15 protein-coding genes and 4 pseudogenes are annotated in these 15,897 nt (G+C 39.6%); all 19 read left to right on the top strand.

The genetic code is table 11. The annotated features are described in order from the left end of the window. Positions 1-7: 7 nt before the first annotated feature. A pseudogene (locus HMPREF2933_RS04275) lies at positions 8-733 on the top strand (FAD-binding protein); the annotation flags it as partial. 286 nt (positions 734-1,019) lie between these two features. Next, positions 1,020-2,749, top strand: a pseudogene (locus tag HMPREF2933_RS04270) (ABC transporter ATP-binding protein). Continuing rightward, positions 2,746-4,482, top strand: coding sequence for an ABC transporter ATP-binding protein (locus HMPREF2933_RS04265; protein WP_070672576.1), 1,737 nt, complete (start codon positions 2,746-2,748; stop codon positions 4,480-4,482). The pseudogene HMPREF2933_RS04270 and the gene HMPREF2933_RS04265 overlap by 4 nt, the downstream one beginning before the upstream one ends. Positions 4,483-4,599: 117 nt before the next feature. Continuing rightward, complete coding sequence (gene ybeY / locus HMPREF2933_RS04260; RefSeq protein WP_003024775.1) at positions 4,600-5,097, top strand: rRNA maturation RNase YbeY; 498 nt, start codon at positions 4,600-4,602, stop codon at positions 5,095-5,097. Then, entirely contained in the window at positions 5,078-5,482 is a 405-nt protein-coding gene (locus HMPREF2933_RS04255; protein WP_024051615.1) for a diacylglycerol kinase family protein, read from the top strand. Before ybeY ends, HMPREF2933_RS04255 begins: the two co-directional genes overlap by 20 nt. A gap of 67 nt (positions 5,483-5,549) precedes the next feature. Beyond that, positions 5,550-6,449 carry a GTPase Era gene (gene era / locus HMPREF2933_RS04250; protein WP_070241659.1) on the top strand — a complete coding sequence of 300 codons (900 nt, stop codon included), beginning with the start codon at positions 5,550-5,552 and terminating at the stop codon, positions 6,447-6,449. Between the two features lie 12 nt (positions 6,450-6,461). Beyond that, positions 6,462-7,238 (top strand): annotated as a pseudogene (locus tag HMPREF2933_RS10315) (alpha/beta fold hydrolase). 2 nt (positions 7,239-7,240) lie between these two features. Further along, positions 7,241-7,711: an NUDIX hydrolase gene (locus HMPREF2933_RS04235; protein WP_024051611.1), complete on the top strand. Its 471-nt coding sequence runs from the start codon at positions 7,241-7,243 to the stop codon at positions 7,709-7,711. A 53-nt stretch (positions 7,712-7,764) separates the two neighbouring features. Beyond that, a pseudogene (locus HMPREF2933_RS04230) lies at positions 7,765-8,289 on the top strand (DUF664 domain-containing protein). A gap of 8 nt (positions 8,290-8,297) precedes the next feature. Next, entirely contained in the window at positions 8,298-8,741 is a 444-nt protein-coding gene (locus HMPREF2933_RS04225) for a GNAT family N-acetyltransferase (RefSeq protein WP_042753932.1), read from the top strand. A 7-nt stretch (positions 8,742-8,748) separates the two neighbouring features. Continuing rightward, positions 8,749-9,573 (top strand): DNA-formamidopyrimidine glycosylase, encoded by an 825-nt coding sequence (gene mutM / locus HMPREF2933_RS04220; RefSeq protein WP_070672573.1) that lies wholly within the window; start codon positions 8,749-8,751, stop codon positions 9,571-9,573. A gap of 3 nt (positions 9,574-9,576) precedes the next feature. Then, complete coding sequence (gene coaE, locus HMPREF2933_RS04215; RefSeq protein ID WP_070672570.1) at positions 9,577-10,188, top strand: dephospho-CoA kinase; 612 nt, start codon at positions 9,577-9,579, stop codon at positions 10,186-10,188. Further along, positions 10,166-10,741 (top strand): alcohol dehydrogenase catalytic domain-containing protein, encoded by a 576-nt coding sequence (locus HMPREF2933_RS04210; protein WP_070672569.1) that lies wholly within the window; start codon positions 10,166-10,168, stop codon positions 10,739-10,741. Before coaE ends, HMPREF2933_RS04210 begins: the two co-directional genes overlap by 23 nt. Further along, on the top strand, positions 10,626-11,129 hold the full coding sequence (locus HMPREF2933_RS04205; RefSeq protein WP_224784519.1) for a zinc-binding dehydrogenase: 504 nt from the start codon (positions 10,626-10,628) through the stop codon (positions 11,127-11,129). Before HMPREF2933_RS04210 ends, HMPREF2933_RS04205 begins: the two co-directional genes overlap by 116 nt. A gap of 260 nt (positions 11,130-11,389) precedes the next feature. After that, positions 11,390-12,595, top strand: coding sequence for a multidrug efflux MFS transporter (locus HMPREF2933_RS04200; RefSeq protein ID WP_180363719.1), 1,206 nt, complete (start codon positions 11,390-11,392; stop codon positions 12,593-12,595). Next, entirely contained in the window at positions 12,579-12,728 is a 150-nt protein-coding gene (gene rpmG, locus HMPREF2933_RS09690) for a 50S ribosomal protein L33 (RefSeq protein WP_003024746.1), read from the top strand. Before HMPREF2933_RS04200 ends, rpmG begins: the two co-directional genes overlap by 17 nt. Positions 12,729-12,767: 39 nt before the next feature. Continuing rightward, positions 12,768-13,001 (top strand): preprotein translocase subunit SecG, encoded by a 234-nt coding sequence (secG, locus tag HMPREF2933_RS04195; protein WP_003024744.1) that lies wholly within the window; start codon positions 12,768-12,770, stop codon positions 12,999-13,001. Between the two features lie 91 nt (positions 13,002-13,092). Continuing rightward, the gene (gene rnr / locus HMPREF2933_RS04190; protein ID WP_024051603.1) at positions 13,093-15,432 is read left to right on the top strand and encodes a ribonuclease R; all 2,340 of its coding nucleotides are present in this window, start codon (positions 13,093-13,095) and stop codon (positions 15,430-15,432) included. Then, positions 15,395-15,862: an SsrA-binding protein SmpB gene (gene smpB, locus HMPREF2933_RS04185; protein ID WP_024051602.1), complete on the top strand. Its 468-nt coding sequence runs from the start codon at positions 15,395-15,397 to the stop codon at positions 15,860-15,862. The genes rnr and smpB overlap by 38 nt, the downstream gene beginning before the upstream one ends. Positions 15,863-15,897: the final 35 nt, after the last annotated feature.

Below are 15,897 nucleotides of genomic sequence, written 5' to 3'. Positions count from 1 at the left end.
TTTTTGCATTGGTGACGATATTAAGACATCAAATTCACCAGCTATTATATGTGATGGTATTCTCTTAGGTCAAAGCGTTGGTACAGACCTAGTCGGTTTGGACTTCTATCAAATAATGCTGGTATCTGCCCCGATTACAGGCGCCTCCGGCTAACTTCATCATGGTCAATACTTAAGGAAAACGTTTTGTAGATGAGTACGGTAGTCGGTATAAATGAGTTCAGGCAGCAATTGACAATGGTGGTTTTTTTCTATCTGATTGCAGATGCAGATGAAAATATCAAAGAAACAGCTTATAATACCAGTCAAGAAAAAGATTGATGCGCAGGTAGCGAATGGAACACTCTACCGAGCAGATGGTTTGGAAGAATTGGCAGAGCAAGTTGGTGTGGATCCAGCAGTCTTTGTTCAAACTATTAAGGATTACAATTCTTATGTTGATGCGGGCTATGATCCTGAATTTGAAAAGGGAGCTTTCGACCTCAAGGTTGAAAAAGCACCGTTTTATGCCACTCCTCGAAAACCAGCCGTGCACCATACTATGGGTGGGCTTAAGATTGATACGGAAATACATGTTATCAATAAACAAGGACAAGTTATCCAAGGTCTCTATGCAGCTGGAGAAGTAGCTGGCGGATTGCATGTTGGAAACCGTTTGGGTGGTAATTTCCTTACTGATATTTTTACTTTTGGACGTATTGCAGCCGAAATTGCTATTACAAAGAATTGTTAATCTTGATTTTAAGGCAGAAAATTCATTCAGTTTTGGGAGGGTTCTTTTGCAAATATTCTTGACAAGCATTTCTTTTAATGTTAAAGTATTAACTAATAAGAACAGAAAGGAGAACGGTATTATGAACAATGTAAAACAAAATAACACTCAGGTATATCGTATGACAGAACTCCTTTCTAGCAAACCATTGTAGTTTATTTTTGATGAAAAAATAAATAAAAACAAGTAAGCTCAGGACAGGTTTATTCTGTCTTGGGCTTTTTTGTGCGTTTCGGGAAGGATTAGGATGATTAAAAGTTTATTTGGATATATAAAAGAGCATAAATGGTTATATTTATCCATTGCTCTGGTTTTACTATTGTATGATTTTACCATGTTGATTCCAACACAGGTGATTCAGCGTTTGATAGATCATCTGTCGCATCATACTTTGACACAGCAGAATTTAATTAGAGATGTTGGTTTGTTAGCTTTGGTGACAATTTGCAACTATCTGTCGGCTTACTATTGGCATTTAAAAATATTTCAGTCGTCGATTGACTATAAGTTTCTCATGCAAAGAAGAGCTTTTGAGAAATTGGTAGCTATGAGAACGCCTTTCTACGAAAAGTTTCGTTCTGGCGATATTTTAACGCACTTTTCCACAGATGTTGAGGGGATGATGGAGATGGCTGGTTATGGGATTGTCATTCTCTTATATGCTGGAGGTATGATTGCCTTTGTCATTCCGACCATGTTTTTTATCTCATAGGAAATTAGCTTGTTGGCTATGCTTCCGCTTATGATATTGATGATCTGGATTTATTTTCTTGGAAAAAACAAGATAAACTAGTCGAAAATAATCGTGAAGCAGTCGCATCTTTGAATGATGAGGTACTGGAAACGATAGAGGGAGTTCGGGTTGCGCGTGCTTATAGCAAGAAAACAACTCAGAAAGAACAGTTCCAATTGCGCACGAAAGCTTTATCTAAGGTTGGTGATCAAATTGCCGGTATTCAATATCTTTACGCACCGCTCTCCTCGGTCTTTATCGCTTTATCAACGATTATTGTGCTTCTTATTGGGGCTATTTTTATAAAAACGGGACAGTTGACAATTGGGCAAGTGATTGCTCTTCAATTGTATATGATTAGCCTAATTGAACCTTTTTGGATGTTGTCGGATTTTATCTTGGTCTATCAAACGGGGAAGACGTCTTTTAAAAAGGTCACAGAATTGATTGAAACGACAGATGATATGAAAATGAGTGGCAAAGAGGAGTTAAAACATCTTATCTCTATTCGTTTTCAGAATTATCATTTCACTTATCCACAAACAAAAAGACCTAGCTTGCGTAACATAGCTTGGCAAATTGAAGCAGGAAAGACGTATGGTATTGTTGGAAAAACAGGATCTGGTAAAACAACCTTAGTTCGTCAGCTTCTTCAGCAATATCCTGTTGGACGAGGTACATTTCAGATAAATGGAAAATCCGTCAGTCACTATTCACGTCCATCGATTGAAGCAATGATTGGCTATGTCCCTCAGGAGCATATTTTGTTTTCAAAATCCGTCAAAGACAATATTGCCTTTGGTAAGAGAAATGCGACATTAAGTGATATTGAGCAGGTTATTGAAACAGCGGCATTTTCAGAAGATTTAAAACGAATGCCAGACGGACTGGAAACGCTTATTGGTGAGAGGGGAGTGTCAATATCTGGCGGTCAAAAACAAAGAATTTCTTTGGCACGCGCTTTTATTAGACATCCAGAAGTCCTTGTTTTGGATGATTCTTTGTCAGCAGTTGACGCTCAAACAGAGCGTCGAATTATCAAAAATCTTCAGGATATGCGAGCTAATCAGACAACGATCATTGTGACACACCGTTTGTCAGCTATCCAGCAGGCAGACTGGGTTCTTGTCTTAGAAGATGGAAAAATTGTTGAAGAAGGGACACCGAACCAGTTGCTAAATAAAGGAGGCTGGTATGCCGAACAATATCAGCGGCAGCAACATCAGAAAGGAGGGAGCAAATGAGTATCATTAGTCGTTTATTAAAAGAACTAAGAATTGTTCGAACTGCATTCTTTTTTGCGGTTGGAATTGCTGTTTTAGCAACGGTGACTATCCAACTGTCCCCTCTCTTTTTGAGAAATATGATAGACGGACCGCTTACACAGATTGGAAGCGGAAAAGATCGTCAGGTTCAGCTTTTGCAATTAGCTGGATTATACATAATTGTTGTAGTTTTGGGGAGCATACTGACTTACTTAGGTGATCGCCTTTTAGCGCATTGTGGAAACAAAGTAGCAGAACATCTGAGGAATGAAGCTTATTGGGTTATGCAAAATTTGCCGATTTCTTACTTTGATGATAAACCAGCAGGTAAGATTGCAACCAGAATTGTAAATGATACGGAAACCTTACGAAGACAATTTTATGCTAGTTTGGTTAGTGTTTTGATTCAAGTTCTTCGGATTGTTTTTACCTACGCTCTATTGTTTTACCTTAGTCCGCTTGCTGCCTCGATACTTTTGATGTTGCTTCCTGCTTTTTATGGAATTCAGGTATTTTATAAAAAACTAACGGACAAGCCGATGAAAGACTTTTATGATTCACGGAGTGATATCAATAATCAGGTGAATGAATTGATGTATGGAGCTAGTCTGATACAGTTATATCATCAGGAAAAAATAGTTCTTTCAGAATTTGATGCTACTGCCCGAAAAATGAGCCAAGCTGATAAACAAATTGTATGGGTAAGTGCTCTTTCGTCTTGGCCACTAACGGAATTTTTAAAAAATACAGTGCTTGCTGTTATTTTGACAATAGTTGGTCAGCAATTTTTAGGCGGTCATAGCGTTATTACCGCAGGTGTACTGTTTGTCTATCTCAATTATATTATTGATTTATTTGATATGATGGGTTTTCTGGTTCGACTCTTCCCGTATGTACAACGATCATTGGAAACAGGAAAACGAGTTTTAGAATTGCTAGATCAACCTCAAGAAGCGGATGAGAAAGCCCAGCTAGTAGTCAATAAAGGTGAGGTTGTGTTTGAACATGTGAGCTTTGCGTATGAGAAAGAAAAAACTGTCCTGCACGATATTAGCTTTAAGGCAAATCAAGGAGAGACAATTGCTTTGGTGGGACATACCGGCTCTGGAAAATCTTCTATCATGAACCTACTTTATCGTTTCTATGATCCCCAAAAAGGGAAAATATATATTGATCAACAAGACATCCAACAATATTCTCGGGAAAGTCTTCGTAGTCACATGGGAATTGTTTTGCAAGATCCTTATCTATTCACGGGAACGCTAGCAAGCAATGTAGCTATGACTCATTCAGGCATAAATCGTGAAAAAGTCCTGGAAGCTTTAGAAAAGATCGGTGCAGGGGACTTGCTGGCTCGTTGTAAAAAAGGAATTGATGAACCTGTAAGGGATAAAGGGGCAGCATTTTCGAGCGGTGAACGGCAATTGATTTCATTTGCACGAACTCTCTACGCTAATCCCAAAATTTTAATATTGGATGAGGCAACTTCCCATATTGATACAGAAACCGAAGAAATGATTCAAAACGCAATGGCTGTTGTAAAAGAGGGGAGAACAACTTTTATCATCGCTCACCGTTTATCCACCATTCAAGAGGCAGACCAAATTTTGGTTATTTCTGAAGGAAAGATTGTGGAGCGAGGGCAACATGATACATTGGTAAAACAAAATGGCATCTATGCGCAAATGAGCCGCCTCCAGCAACAAGTATAAGTTTTGAAAGAAAAAATATGAAATAAAGAGCAGAACGAAATAGTAAATGATTTATAAATCAAGCATCCCTATCTGAAATATGGTATAATGAAGTGATACTAATAAAGTGGGTGTAATATGTATATAGAAATGGTCGACGAGACAGGGCAAGTTTCAGAAGAAATCATCAAGCAAACACATGATATACTGGAATTTGCTGCTAAAAAGATTGGCAAAGAAGAAAAAGAAATGGCAGTGACATTTGTTACCAACGAGCGCAGCCATGAGCTGAATTTGGAATATCGAAATACAGATCGTCCGACAGATGTTATCAGCTTGGAGTACAAGCCCGAGCTGGACATTGCTATTGACGAGGAGGATTTACTAGAAAATCCTGAGCTGGCGGAAATGTTAGAGGATTTTGATGCCTATATCGGAGAGCTCTTTATTTCCATAGATAAGGCGCGTGAACAAGCAGAAGAATATGGTCACAGCTTTGAGCGGGAAATGGGTTTTCTTGCAGTACATGGTTTTCTGCATATCAATGGATACGATCACTATACGCCGGAAGAAGAGGCGGAAATGTTTGGTTTACAGGAAGAAATTTTGACTGCTTATGGACTTACAAGACAATAATACAAATAAACGCAAATGGAAAAATCGAGATGTGATTTCGAGTTTAGAATTTGCTCTGACAGGGATTTTTACAGCAATCAAAGAAGAGCGCAATATGCGCAATCATGCTGTTTCAGCAGTTGCGGTCGTGCTTGCAGGATTGTTTTTTCGGGTATCTGCGATAGAGTGGCTCTTTCTCTTTTTGAGTATTTTTCTAGTCATTTCTTTTGAGATTATGAACTCTGCTATTGAAAATGTGGTAGATTTAGCTAGTGATTATCACTTTTCCATGCGAGCTAAAAATGCCAAGGATATGGCAGCAGGAGCTGTTTTGGTTGTTTCGGGTTTTGCGGTTATAACAGGATTGATTATTTTCGTTCCGAAAATTTGGAATTTACTTTTTTAACATGAAAATCGGAGAATCCTTTCCGATTTTCTTATATTAGACTAATAAGGAATAAACGAGGTGAAAAATGACCTTTAAATCAGGATTTGTTGCTATTTTAGGACGTCCAAATGTTGGAAAGTCTACTTTTTTAAATCATGTTATGGGGCAAAAGATTGCTATCATGAGTGATAAGGCTCAGACGACTCGTAACAAGATTATGGGAATTTACACGACAGATCAGGAGCAGATTGTCTTTATTGATACGCCAGGGATTCATAAGCCAAAGACTGCCTTGGGCGACTTTATGGTGGAATCCGCTTACAGCACGTTGCGTGAAGTGGATACAGTTCTTTTTATGGTTTCTGCCGATGAAAAACGCGGTAAGGGTGATGATATGATTATGGAGCGTTTAAAAGTGGCTAAAGTTCCTGTTATTCTGGTTATCAATAAAATTGATAAAGTACACCCGGATCAGCTGCTGAGTCAGATTGATGATTACCGCAAGCAGATGGACTTTAAGGAAGTTGTGCCAATTTCTGCTCTTCAAGGCAATAATGTTTCGCATCTAGTTGATATTTTAAGTGAAAAATTAGAGGAAGGTTTCCAATATTTCCCAGCTGACCAGATTACCGACCACCCTGAGCGTTTTTTGGTTTCTGAGATGATTCGGGAAAAGGTTTTATTGCTGACACGTGAAGAAATTCCGCATTCGGTGGCGGTGGTCATTGACAGTATGAAGCGGGATGAGGAGACTGACAAAGTGCATATCCGCGCTACCATTATGGTGGAAAGAGACAGTCAAAAGGGCATTATCATCGGTAAAGGCGGCTCTATGCTTAAGAAAATCGGCTCTTTAGCACGCCGCGACATTGAACTCATGCTAGGTGATAAAGTCTTTCTTGAAACTTGGGTTAAAGTCAAGAAAAACTGGCGGGACAAAAAGCTAGACTTGGCAGATTTTGGATATAACAAAAAGGAGTATTAGAGGCTGAGGAAGATGAGGTCGTTATTTGTCGCAGAAAAAGGTCACCAAAATGATAAAAGTATTGTCCTTTTGCATGCGTCTGGTTCTAGCAGTCAGATGTGGGCACATCATATCGCTGAGTTAAAAAATGATTTTCACTGTATAGCTGTTGATTTGCCTGGACCTGCTTCTAGCCGCGACATTGAGTGGACAAATTTTAATGATGTTACAGAAATGATTGCTGATATTATCAAAAACAGGGTTCACGGCAAGCCGCACCTTGTTGGACTATCGTTGGGAGGCGGTCTCGTTCTTAAATTGTTGGAAAAACATGCTGATTTATTTGATAGAGCGATTGTTGACGTTGCCTGTCACCACCCTATAAAAGGCTACCGCAAAGTCATTGCCGGTGTTTACATCATGTCGTTATTAAAAAACACTAAGCTAATGGGCAACCTTATGGCAAAAATGATGCAGAAAGATGGTGTACCTGAAGAGAGCTATCGTTAGTTCATAATGGATTTGCAAAGGGCTTCTGCTAAGTCTTTTCGCCGAGCAATGTTACAGGCAAATCTGCTGAGGATTACTGCAAATTTCGACAATCCTGTTTTCTTTGTTTCGGGCGGTAAAGAATCGAAGTCAATTCATGAATCTCATAAAGAATTGGTAAGAAAAAACAGATTGAGTGATCGTGCCTATTATCCAAATAAAGGGCATGCGTGGCTGTTTAGTGATATTGACACGCATATACAATTACTCCGCTACTTTTTTCAAGACGGAGCATTTCCAGATAAATTAAAAGGTTTCTAAATATGGACTACATTTCCTACATTCGCTCAAAGGTTGGGCATGACAAGGTTATTCTGACCTTTGCTGGCGGTATTTTAGCAGATGACGAGGGACGCGTGCTGTTGCAACTACGCGGGGATAAGAAAACATGGTCTATTCCAGGCGGTGCAATGGAGCTTGGCGAATCCACTCTTGATACTGCTAAGCGTGAATTTTTTGAAGAAACTGGCATTGAAGTAGAAGCTACTCGTTTTCTCAATGTTTACAGTAATTTCGAGGAAGTTTATCCGAATGGTGATGCGGTGCAGACGGTTGTCTTCATCTATGAGCTGGCGGCGATTTCATCAGTGAATATTGCAGATTTTCACAATGAAGAAACTCTACGCCTGCGTTTCTTTTCTAAGGAAGAAATTGAGAATTTAGAATCTGTGAGTAGTAAGCATCGCCTGATGTTAGCTGAGTATTTTGATGACAACTTTGCGATGGGACATTGAGTTGAGATTGACATATAATCCGTGATTAATTTATTTTTTAAGGAGGTAGGGCAATGGAATTTGTAAATCTTTTAGTGGAAAATGTGGAACGAGCCGAGGAGCGTTTTTTATCGGTTCTGGCTAATTTATCTGTGGAAGAAGCGAATGCTTTTCCGGTTGCGGATACAGTTCCGTCCATTAAGTCTGTGACTTAGTTGACTTGGCATACGGCGCGGGAGCTGGATTTTCAGATTGCTGGTTTAGCTAAGACCGAGCCAGTCTGGTTCTCTAAAGGTTGGAAGAAAAAGTTTGCCTTGGATTTGCCAGATGATACGGAAGATTGGCACCATACTCCTCAAGAAGCGCATAAAGTTGTGGTGACAGATATTGAGTTGCTCAAAGACTATCTGTCTGATGCGGTTGCGGCAACAATTGCTTATTTATCAGAGGTGAATGAAGACAGTTTGGACGATGTTGTTGATGAGAATTGGACTCCAGCTATTAAACGTGGGAATCGTTTAGTATCGATCATTGACGATGCTGCTATGCATTCAGGTCAGGCAATCTATGCTCACCGCCTGCTAGGAAGAGAAGAGTGAAAAAGATAATGGTAGGGGAAATTCGAGCGGTCGAAAAATCTCAACTAGCTGACTGGGCTTACTTTGCTCATTTAGCTTGGAAGATAGAGAAAAAGAAATTACTAGCAGCATTTTCTGAAGGCAAATTTCCTAATGAATTTTTATACTACTTAGAGGGAGAAGCCGTTGCTTGGATCAGCTTATCTATGCGTTCGGAGTATGTGGAAGGAGCAGAGCAACTTCCTATCGCATATATTGAAGGCATAGCGGTAGCACCTGCTTTTCAAAGAAATGGCATCGCTCATCAACTTCTAGAGTTTGCACAGTCGTGGGCGAAAGAAAAAGGAGTGTACCAGCTAGCTTCAGATTGTGATATGGACAATGCAGTCAGTCAAGCTTTTCACAAGAGTGCGGAATTTGAAGAAATAAGTCGAACTGTTCATTATATGTTACATTTGGATAAGAAAGGATAAAGATTTTATGCCCGAATTACCAGAAGTAGAAACGGTACGCCGTGGTTTAGAGCGGCTGGTTAAAGGAAAAGAGATTGAAAAGGTAGATGTCCGTTATGCCAAGATGATTGGAACGGGGGCAGATCCTTTTGTCTTAGAATTACCGGGGCAAAGCATTGATGCTGTTGGGCGTCGGGGCAAGTATCTGATTTTTTATTTGACGAATTGGGTGCTGATTTCGCATTTGCGCATGGAAGGAAAGTATCTTTTCTATCCTGAAGAGGTCCAGTTGACGAAGCATTCTCATGTAATTTTTCATTTTACAGATGGCAGCAGCCTCGTTTATCAGGATGTTCGGAAATTTGGCACGATGGAGTTGTTGAGAAAAGAACAAATAACATCCTATTTTACTGAGCGAAAGCTAGGACCAGAACCGACTGAATCAGATTTTCATTTACTGCCATTTGAAACCGCTCTGAAAAAATCTAAGAAATTGATTAAACCTTACCTGTTGGATCAAACTTTAGTAGCTGGTCTTGGCAATATCTATGTAGATGAAGTATTATGGCGGGCGCAGATTCATCCGGCAAGAGCAGCTAAAAGTTTGACTGCTGGAGAAGCAGAGGAATTACGCAAGCAGATTATTGCAGTCTTGCAGCTAGGTATTGAAAAAGGCGGTTCAACCATTCGCACCTACCGCAATGCTTTGGGAGAAGACGGAACCATGCAGGATTTCCTGCAAGTCTATGGAAAAACAGGCCAACCTTGTACTAGATGCGGTCACGAAATTGAAAAAATCAAACTAGCTGGTCGTGGAACTCACCTTTGTCCATATTGTCAAAAAATGAGGTAGGACATGGCAAAAATAATCGGAATTACAGGCGGTATTGCTTCTGGCAAATCGACAGTCACAAATTATCTCAGGCAAAAGGGCTATCAGGTCATTGATGCGGATCAGGTGGTTCATGAATTGCAGGCGAAAGGCGGTAAACTCTATCAAGCATTGGTCAGCTGGCTAGGGTCTGCTATCTTGAACGAAGCAGGTGAGCTTGAGCGTCCTAAACTATCTCAGCTCATTTTTTCTAGCCAAGAAAATTTAGCGAAATCTTCCCAGCTACAAAATGATATCATTCGGCAAGAGTTAGCCAATCGACGCAACCAACTGGCTAAGACTGAGGAGACTTTCTTTATGGATATTCCGCTCTTATTTGAGCAGGATTATGCAGACTGGTTTGATGAGGTTTGGCTGGTTTACGTGAATCCAGAGACACAAATCAAGCGGCTGAAGGCACGAAATGGCTATTCACAAGAAGAAGCGCAGCAACGCCTTGCCAGTCAGATGAAGCTGGAGGATAAAGTTCCTTATGCAGATTTTGTAATCAAGAATGATGGCAATTTAGAAGAGCTGATAGAACAGATTGATAAGAAGCTTAGGAGATTAAGAAATGATGAAAGCAATGGTTTATAGAGGAGGCGATTTGGGGAATGCTTTTGAAGTAAAAGAGATAAAACGCCCCATTCCTAAGGAACACCAGATTCTAGTGAAAGTAAACTATTCTTCTCTAAATAATGTTGACTATGAGCGCTTTAAAGGGAAAAAACTGTCTTTGTTTGCTCGAACAACCCTTCTTTTTGGAGGTAAAGGAAAAAATTTGGGAGGTGAAGTTTCAGGGCAGGTCGAAGCAGTTGGAGAACAAGTTCAAAACTTTAAAAAAGGAGATGAGGTCTTTGGTCAAACATTAGGTTTCATGGCTTTCGGAGCTTGGGCTGAATATGCTTTACTGGAAGAAAAGCAGACTGTACTTAAACCAAGCTACCTCTCATATGAAGAAGCAGCTGTTTTAGCTAGTGCCTCTAAGACAGCCATAGGCGCTTTATGTACAGGGCAATTGCAGTCTGGTCAGAGTGTTAATTTATGGTGCTTCGGGCGGTGTAGGGCACCTTTTAGTGTGTTACGCCAAAGCTTTAGGAGCATCTATAACCGGTGTATGCGGCCAGCGCAATTTGAAGATGGCAACTGATTTGGGACGTGATAGAGTCATTGATTATCAACATGATGACTTTGAGAAAGCAGCAGGAAAGGATGATCTCATTTTAGCCGTTAATGGACATGTTGATTGGAAGATACTAAAGGCACATTTGAAAAAAGATGGTATTCTAGTAGGTGTAGGAGCGAGCTATCTGCCTGCTTCATTCTTGCAATCTTTCTTTTCAAAAAGGGTTCGCTATTTTAGTTACTTTCTAAAACCAAGAGCAGCTTATTATAATGAAATGCAGATGTTAGTGATGAAGAAAGAAATCAAACCTTTCATTGATAAGGTCTATCCCATTACTCAGGTTTCTCAATCCATCCAATATGTGATGAACGAACCCCCCCAAGGAAAGATTGCTTTAAGAATGCATTTTTAGTATAGACAACCCTATATTAGATAGGCTATCATTCAGATGATGCTCAAAGTAGTTTAATAGATTGATTATTGGTTAATGACAAAGGATAAGAATTGTGTCAATTGAACATTGATTATAAAAAATTTTTAAAGACTGGCTGGGAAAATCATTATTAAAAATGCACAACTAGGATCTTCAGAAGAATTAAAAAGGCAGAGTGATGTTTTTATTATTCTGTGTTATAAACAAGTTGGAAAGAAGATGATTTTATTAAGAATCAAGTGAATTGGAAACGGAATTTATGGATTGCTTGGCTGGGGAACTTTTTTATAGGTGCTAGCCTGTCACTAGTTGTTCCCTTTATGTCTTTGTACGTGGAAGAATTAGGCGCCAGAGGCTCTATGGTTGAATTTTATTCAGGCTTGGCGGTTTCGAGTACAGCTTTGACAGCCGCACTTTTGTCGCCTGTCTGGGGAAGTTTAGCTGATAGGTACGGTCGCAAACCAATGATGATTCGGGCAGCTTTTGCAATGACCTTTACGATGGGAGGCTTGGCTTTTGTACCGAATGTATTTTGGCTCATTGTATTGAGACTGTTAAATGGAGTGTTTTCTGGTTATGTACCGAATAGCACGGCTTTGATTGCCAGCCAATCACCCAAAAAACATTCTGGATATGCCTTGGGAACATTGTCAACAGGTGTCGTAGCGGGGACTCTGATGGGACCACTCTTAGGAGGAATGGTAGCTCAAAGTTTGGGAATGAGAAATGTTTTCCTTTTGGTTGGATTTTTCTTGTTTGTTGTTACTTTGTGGACCATTTTTGGGATAAAAGAAGATTTTCATCCTGTCTCTAAAGGAAAAGAAGTTTCGACCAAGCAACTATTTCAGCGAATTCCTCAAAAATCAATCCTTTTTGGTTTGTTCATTACTAGCATGGTGATTCAGATGATTGGACAGTCCATTTCCCCTATTTTGACACTTTATATCCGCTCTTTAGGACAAAAAGAAAATTTGTTATTGGTATCTGGTGCAATCGTTTCAGCAATGGGCATTTCAAGCATATTTTCATCTAGTTGGCTGGGAAAATTAGGAGATAAAATGGGAAATCACCGTTTGCTTCTGCTGGCTCTTTTGTATAGTTTTGTAATTTATATTTTCTGTGCGAGGGCTGGTACGCCACTTGAATTGGGAATTTATCGTTTTCTGTTTGGTCTGGGGACGGGTGCGCTTTTGCCTGGAGTTAGCTCTCTGCTCAATAAAATTACTCCCCAAGAAGGTATTTCACGGATTTTCAGTTACAATCAAACCTTCTTTTATATTGGTGGCGTTATTGGACCGTTAATGGGGTCAGCTATTTCTGTTCATTTTGGCTATCATTGGGTTTTCTATAGCACAGCAGGTTTAGCTTTATTGAACTTCTTCTTTTTATTGTTTAGTTTTAGAAAATATTTAGGAGCAAAGGAAATCAGTGCGAGTAAAAATTAATTTAAAGTGTTCTTCTTGCGGCAGTCAGAATTATTTAACGAGTAAAAATATGAAAACACATCCAGAAAAGGTTGAGGTATTAAAATACTGTCCCAAAGAAAGAAAAGTGACCTTACATCTTGAATCAAAATAAATTTTATGGTAGAATAGATGAGATTTTAAGGAGTTTGATATGTATAATTTATTATTAACCATTTTATTGATTTTATCAGTATTTATTTTAATTGCAATTTTTATGCAACCAACCAAAAATCAATCAAGTAATGTATTTGACGCAAGTGCGGGTGATTTGTTTGAACGACCAAAAGCCAGAGGATTTGAAGCAGTTATGCAGCGTTTGACGGGAGTGATGGTTTTCTTTTGGTTGTTGATTGCATTAATGCTGACAATCTTATCTAGTAAATAAAATGGGCTCTGACTTTGTCTTTGCCTATTTTTTCTGTAGTAGATGAGTAAAGGCGACTTAAAGTTTAGAAAACATAAGAAAAAAGGAAAGAATGAAAGAAGAAATTTTAAGCTATTTAAGAGAAAAAAAAGAAGCTAGTATGGATGAACTGGCGCAGGGATTAGGGAAAGAAAAGGCGAAAGACTTTAGAAACCTAGTCAAAACGATTTCTGAAATGGAGCGAAAACGTCAGCTGGCCTTTAGCGATGCAGGGAAAATCCAGCTTCGCAAAGAAAAGCAAATGCTTACCTTGAAAGGAATCTTTCACGCCCATAAAAATGGCTTTGGTTTTGTTACCTTAAATGAAGAAGAGGATGATCTTTTTATTGGTCGCAATGATGTCAACTATGCGATTGATGGTGATACGGTAGAAGTTGCAATCACTAAGGTTGCAGATCGCAGCAAGGGAACATCTGCTGAAGCCAAGGTTATTGATGTTTTGGAACACAGCTTGAAAACAGCAGTGGGTCAGCTTATCTTAGACGAAGAGAAGCCTAAGTATGCTGGCTATATTCGGTCAAAAAATCAGAAAATCAGTCAACCTATTTATATTAAGAAGCCTGCTTTGATTTTGGATGGAACAGAGATTTTAAAAGTAGAGATTGATAAATATCCAACTAAAAAGCATGACTTTTTTGTAGCTAATGTTTTAGATGTGGTCGGTCATAAGGATGATCCAGGAATTGATGTTCTGGAAGTTTTGGAGTCCATGGATATTGTGTCTGAGTTTCCAGAAAGAGTTTTGAAGGAAGCATCAGCGATTCCAGAGGCGCTGTCTGAAAAAGATTTTGAAGGACGTTTAGATCTGCGTAATGAAATTACCTTTACCATTGACGGGGCGGATGCGAAAGATTTGGATGATGCAGTTCATATCAAGAAGCTGGAAAACGGGCATTTTGAACTAGGAGTTCACATTGCAGATGTTTCTTACTATGTCAAAGAAGGATCTGAGTTGGACAAGGAAGCCCTCAACCGAGCGACATCGGTTTATGTGACTGACCGTGTAATACCGATGCTACCTGAGCGCCTGTCCAATGGCATCTGCTCGCTTAATCCTAATGTAGATCGGCTGACGCAATCGGCTATCATGGAGATTGACCAAAAAGGTCAAGTTATCAAGCATACTATTACTCAAACAATCATTAAAACTACTTTTCGTATGACCTATAGCGATGTGAATGACATGATTGCAGGAGATGAGGAAAAACGAGCAGCTTTTAAAGCGATTTTACCGAGTGTTGAAGTAATGGTGGAACTTCATACAATTCTTGATCGGATGCGATACAAACGTGGAGCTCTTAATTTTGATACGAAAGAAGCTAAAATTTTGGTCAATAAGACCGGGCGTCCAGTAGATATTGTTTTGCGCCAGCGTGGACTTGCGGAGCGTATGATTGAGTCCTTTATGCTAGTCGCCAATGAAACAGTGGCGGAGCATTTTGCTACGTTAAACCTGCCCTTTATTTATCGAATCCACGAAGAACCTAAGGCTGAAAAAGTACAGAAGTTTATTGACTATGCTTCTACTTTTGGCGTTCGGGTTTACGGAACTGCTAATTCTATGAGCCAATCTGCCCTTCAGGATATTATGAAAGCAGTCCACAGTCAGCCTTATGAGGAAGTGCTGTCTATGATGCTTTTGCGCTCCATGCAGCAGGCTCGTTACTCAGAGCACAACCGCGGTCATTATGGTTTGGCAGCCGAGTTTTATACTCACTTTACTAGTCCGATTCGCCGTTATCCAGACCTTTTGGTTCACCGTATGGTGCGCGATTATGGGCATTCTAAAGAAATAGCAGAGCATTTTGAACAAGTCATTCCAGATATTGCCAGTCAGTCTTCCAGCAGGGAACGGCGAGCTATTGAAGCAGAGCGAGAAGTAGAAGCTATGAAAAAGGCTGAGTTTATGGAAGAATTTGTGGGAGAAGAATTTGATGGTATTGTGTCAAGCGTTGTTAAATTCGGTCTTTTTGTTGAACTTACAAACACAGTTGAAGGTTTGATTCATGTAACCAACCTGCCAGAATTTTTCCACTACAATGAACGCAATCTAACTTTACAGGGTGAAAAGTCAGGTGTTGTTTTCCGTGTCGGTCAACAGATTCACATTAAGCTAGTTCGGGCTGATAAGGCTACGGGAGAGATTGACTTTGAATACCTACCTAGTGAATATGATGTAATTGAAAAGAAAAAACACTCCAAGTTCAAGCAAGACGGACGTCAACAGTCTTATCGCGGTGACGGAGAGCGAAAGAGCAAATCTTCAAAAGGAATCATTTCTAAGGATAAGAAATCAAAGAAAAATAAGAGTAAGAAACCGTTTTATAAAGAAATGGCTAAGAAAGGAAGCAAGAATGGCAAAGGGAGAAGGAAAGGTCGTCGCTCAAAATAAGAAAGCGCGTCACGACTATACGATTGTTGATACGATTGAAGCGGGCATGGTTTTAACTGGAACTGAAATTAAAAGCGTACGCACTGCACGAATTAACCTAAAAGACGGCTTTGCTCAAATCAAAAATGGAGAAGTCTGGCTCAGTAATGTCCATATAGCTCCTTATGAAGAAGGAAATATTTGGAATCAAGATCCCGAACGTAGGAGAAAATTGCTATTGCATAAAAAGCAAATCCAGAAATTAGAGCAGGAAACCAAAGGAACTGGAATGACTTTGGTTCCCCTCAAAGTTTATCTTAAGGACGGTTATGCCAAGTTACTTTTAGGATTGGCTAAAGGGAAACACGACTATGACAAGCGTGAATCCATTAAACTTCGTGAGCAAAATAGAGACATTGCTCGGACAATGAAGGCTTATAATGTGAGATAATATACAAGATGTCAAAATCGGAAGTTGTTTCCGAT

The sequence above is a fragment of the Streptococcus sp. HMSC066F10 genome, from assembly GCF_001813805.1.
Classification (GTDB): domain Bacteria; phylum Bacillota; class Bacilli; order Lactobacillales; family Streptococcaceae; genus Streptococcus; species Streptococcus vaginalis.
This window is presented reverse-complemented; position numbering and strand designations above follow the sequence as displayed.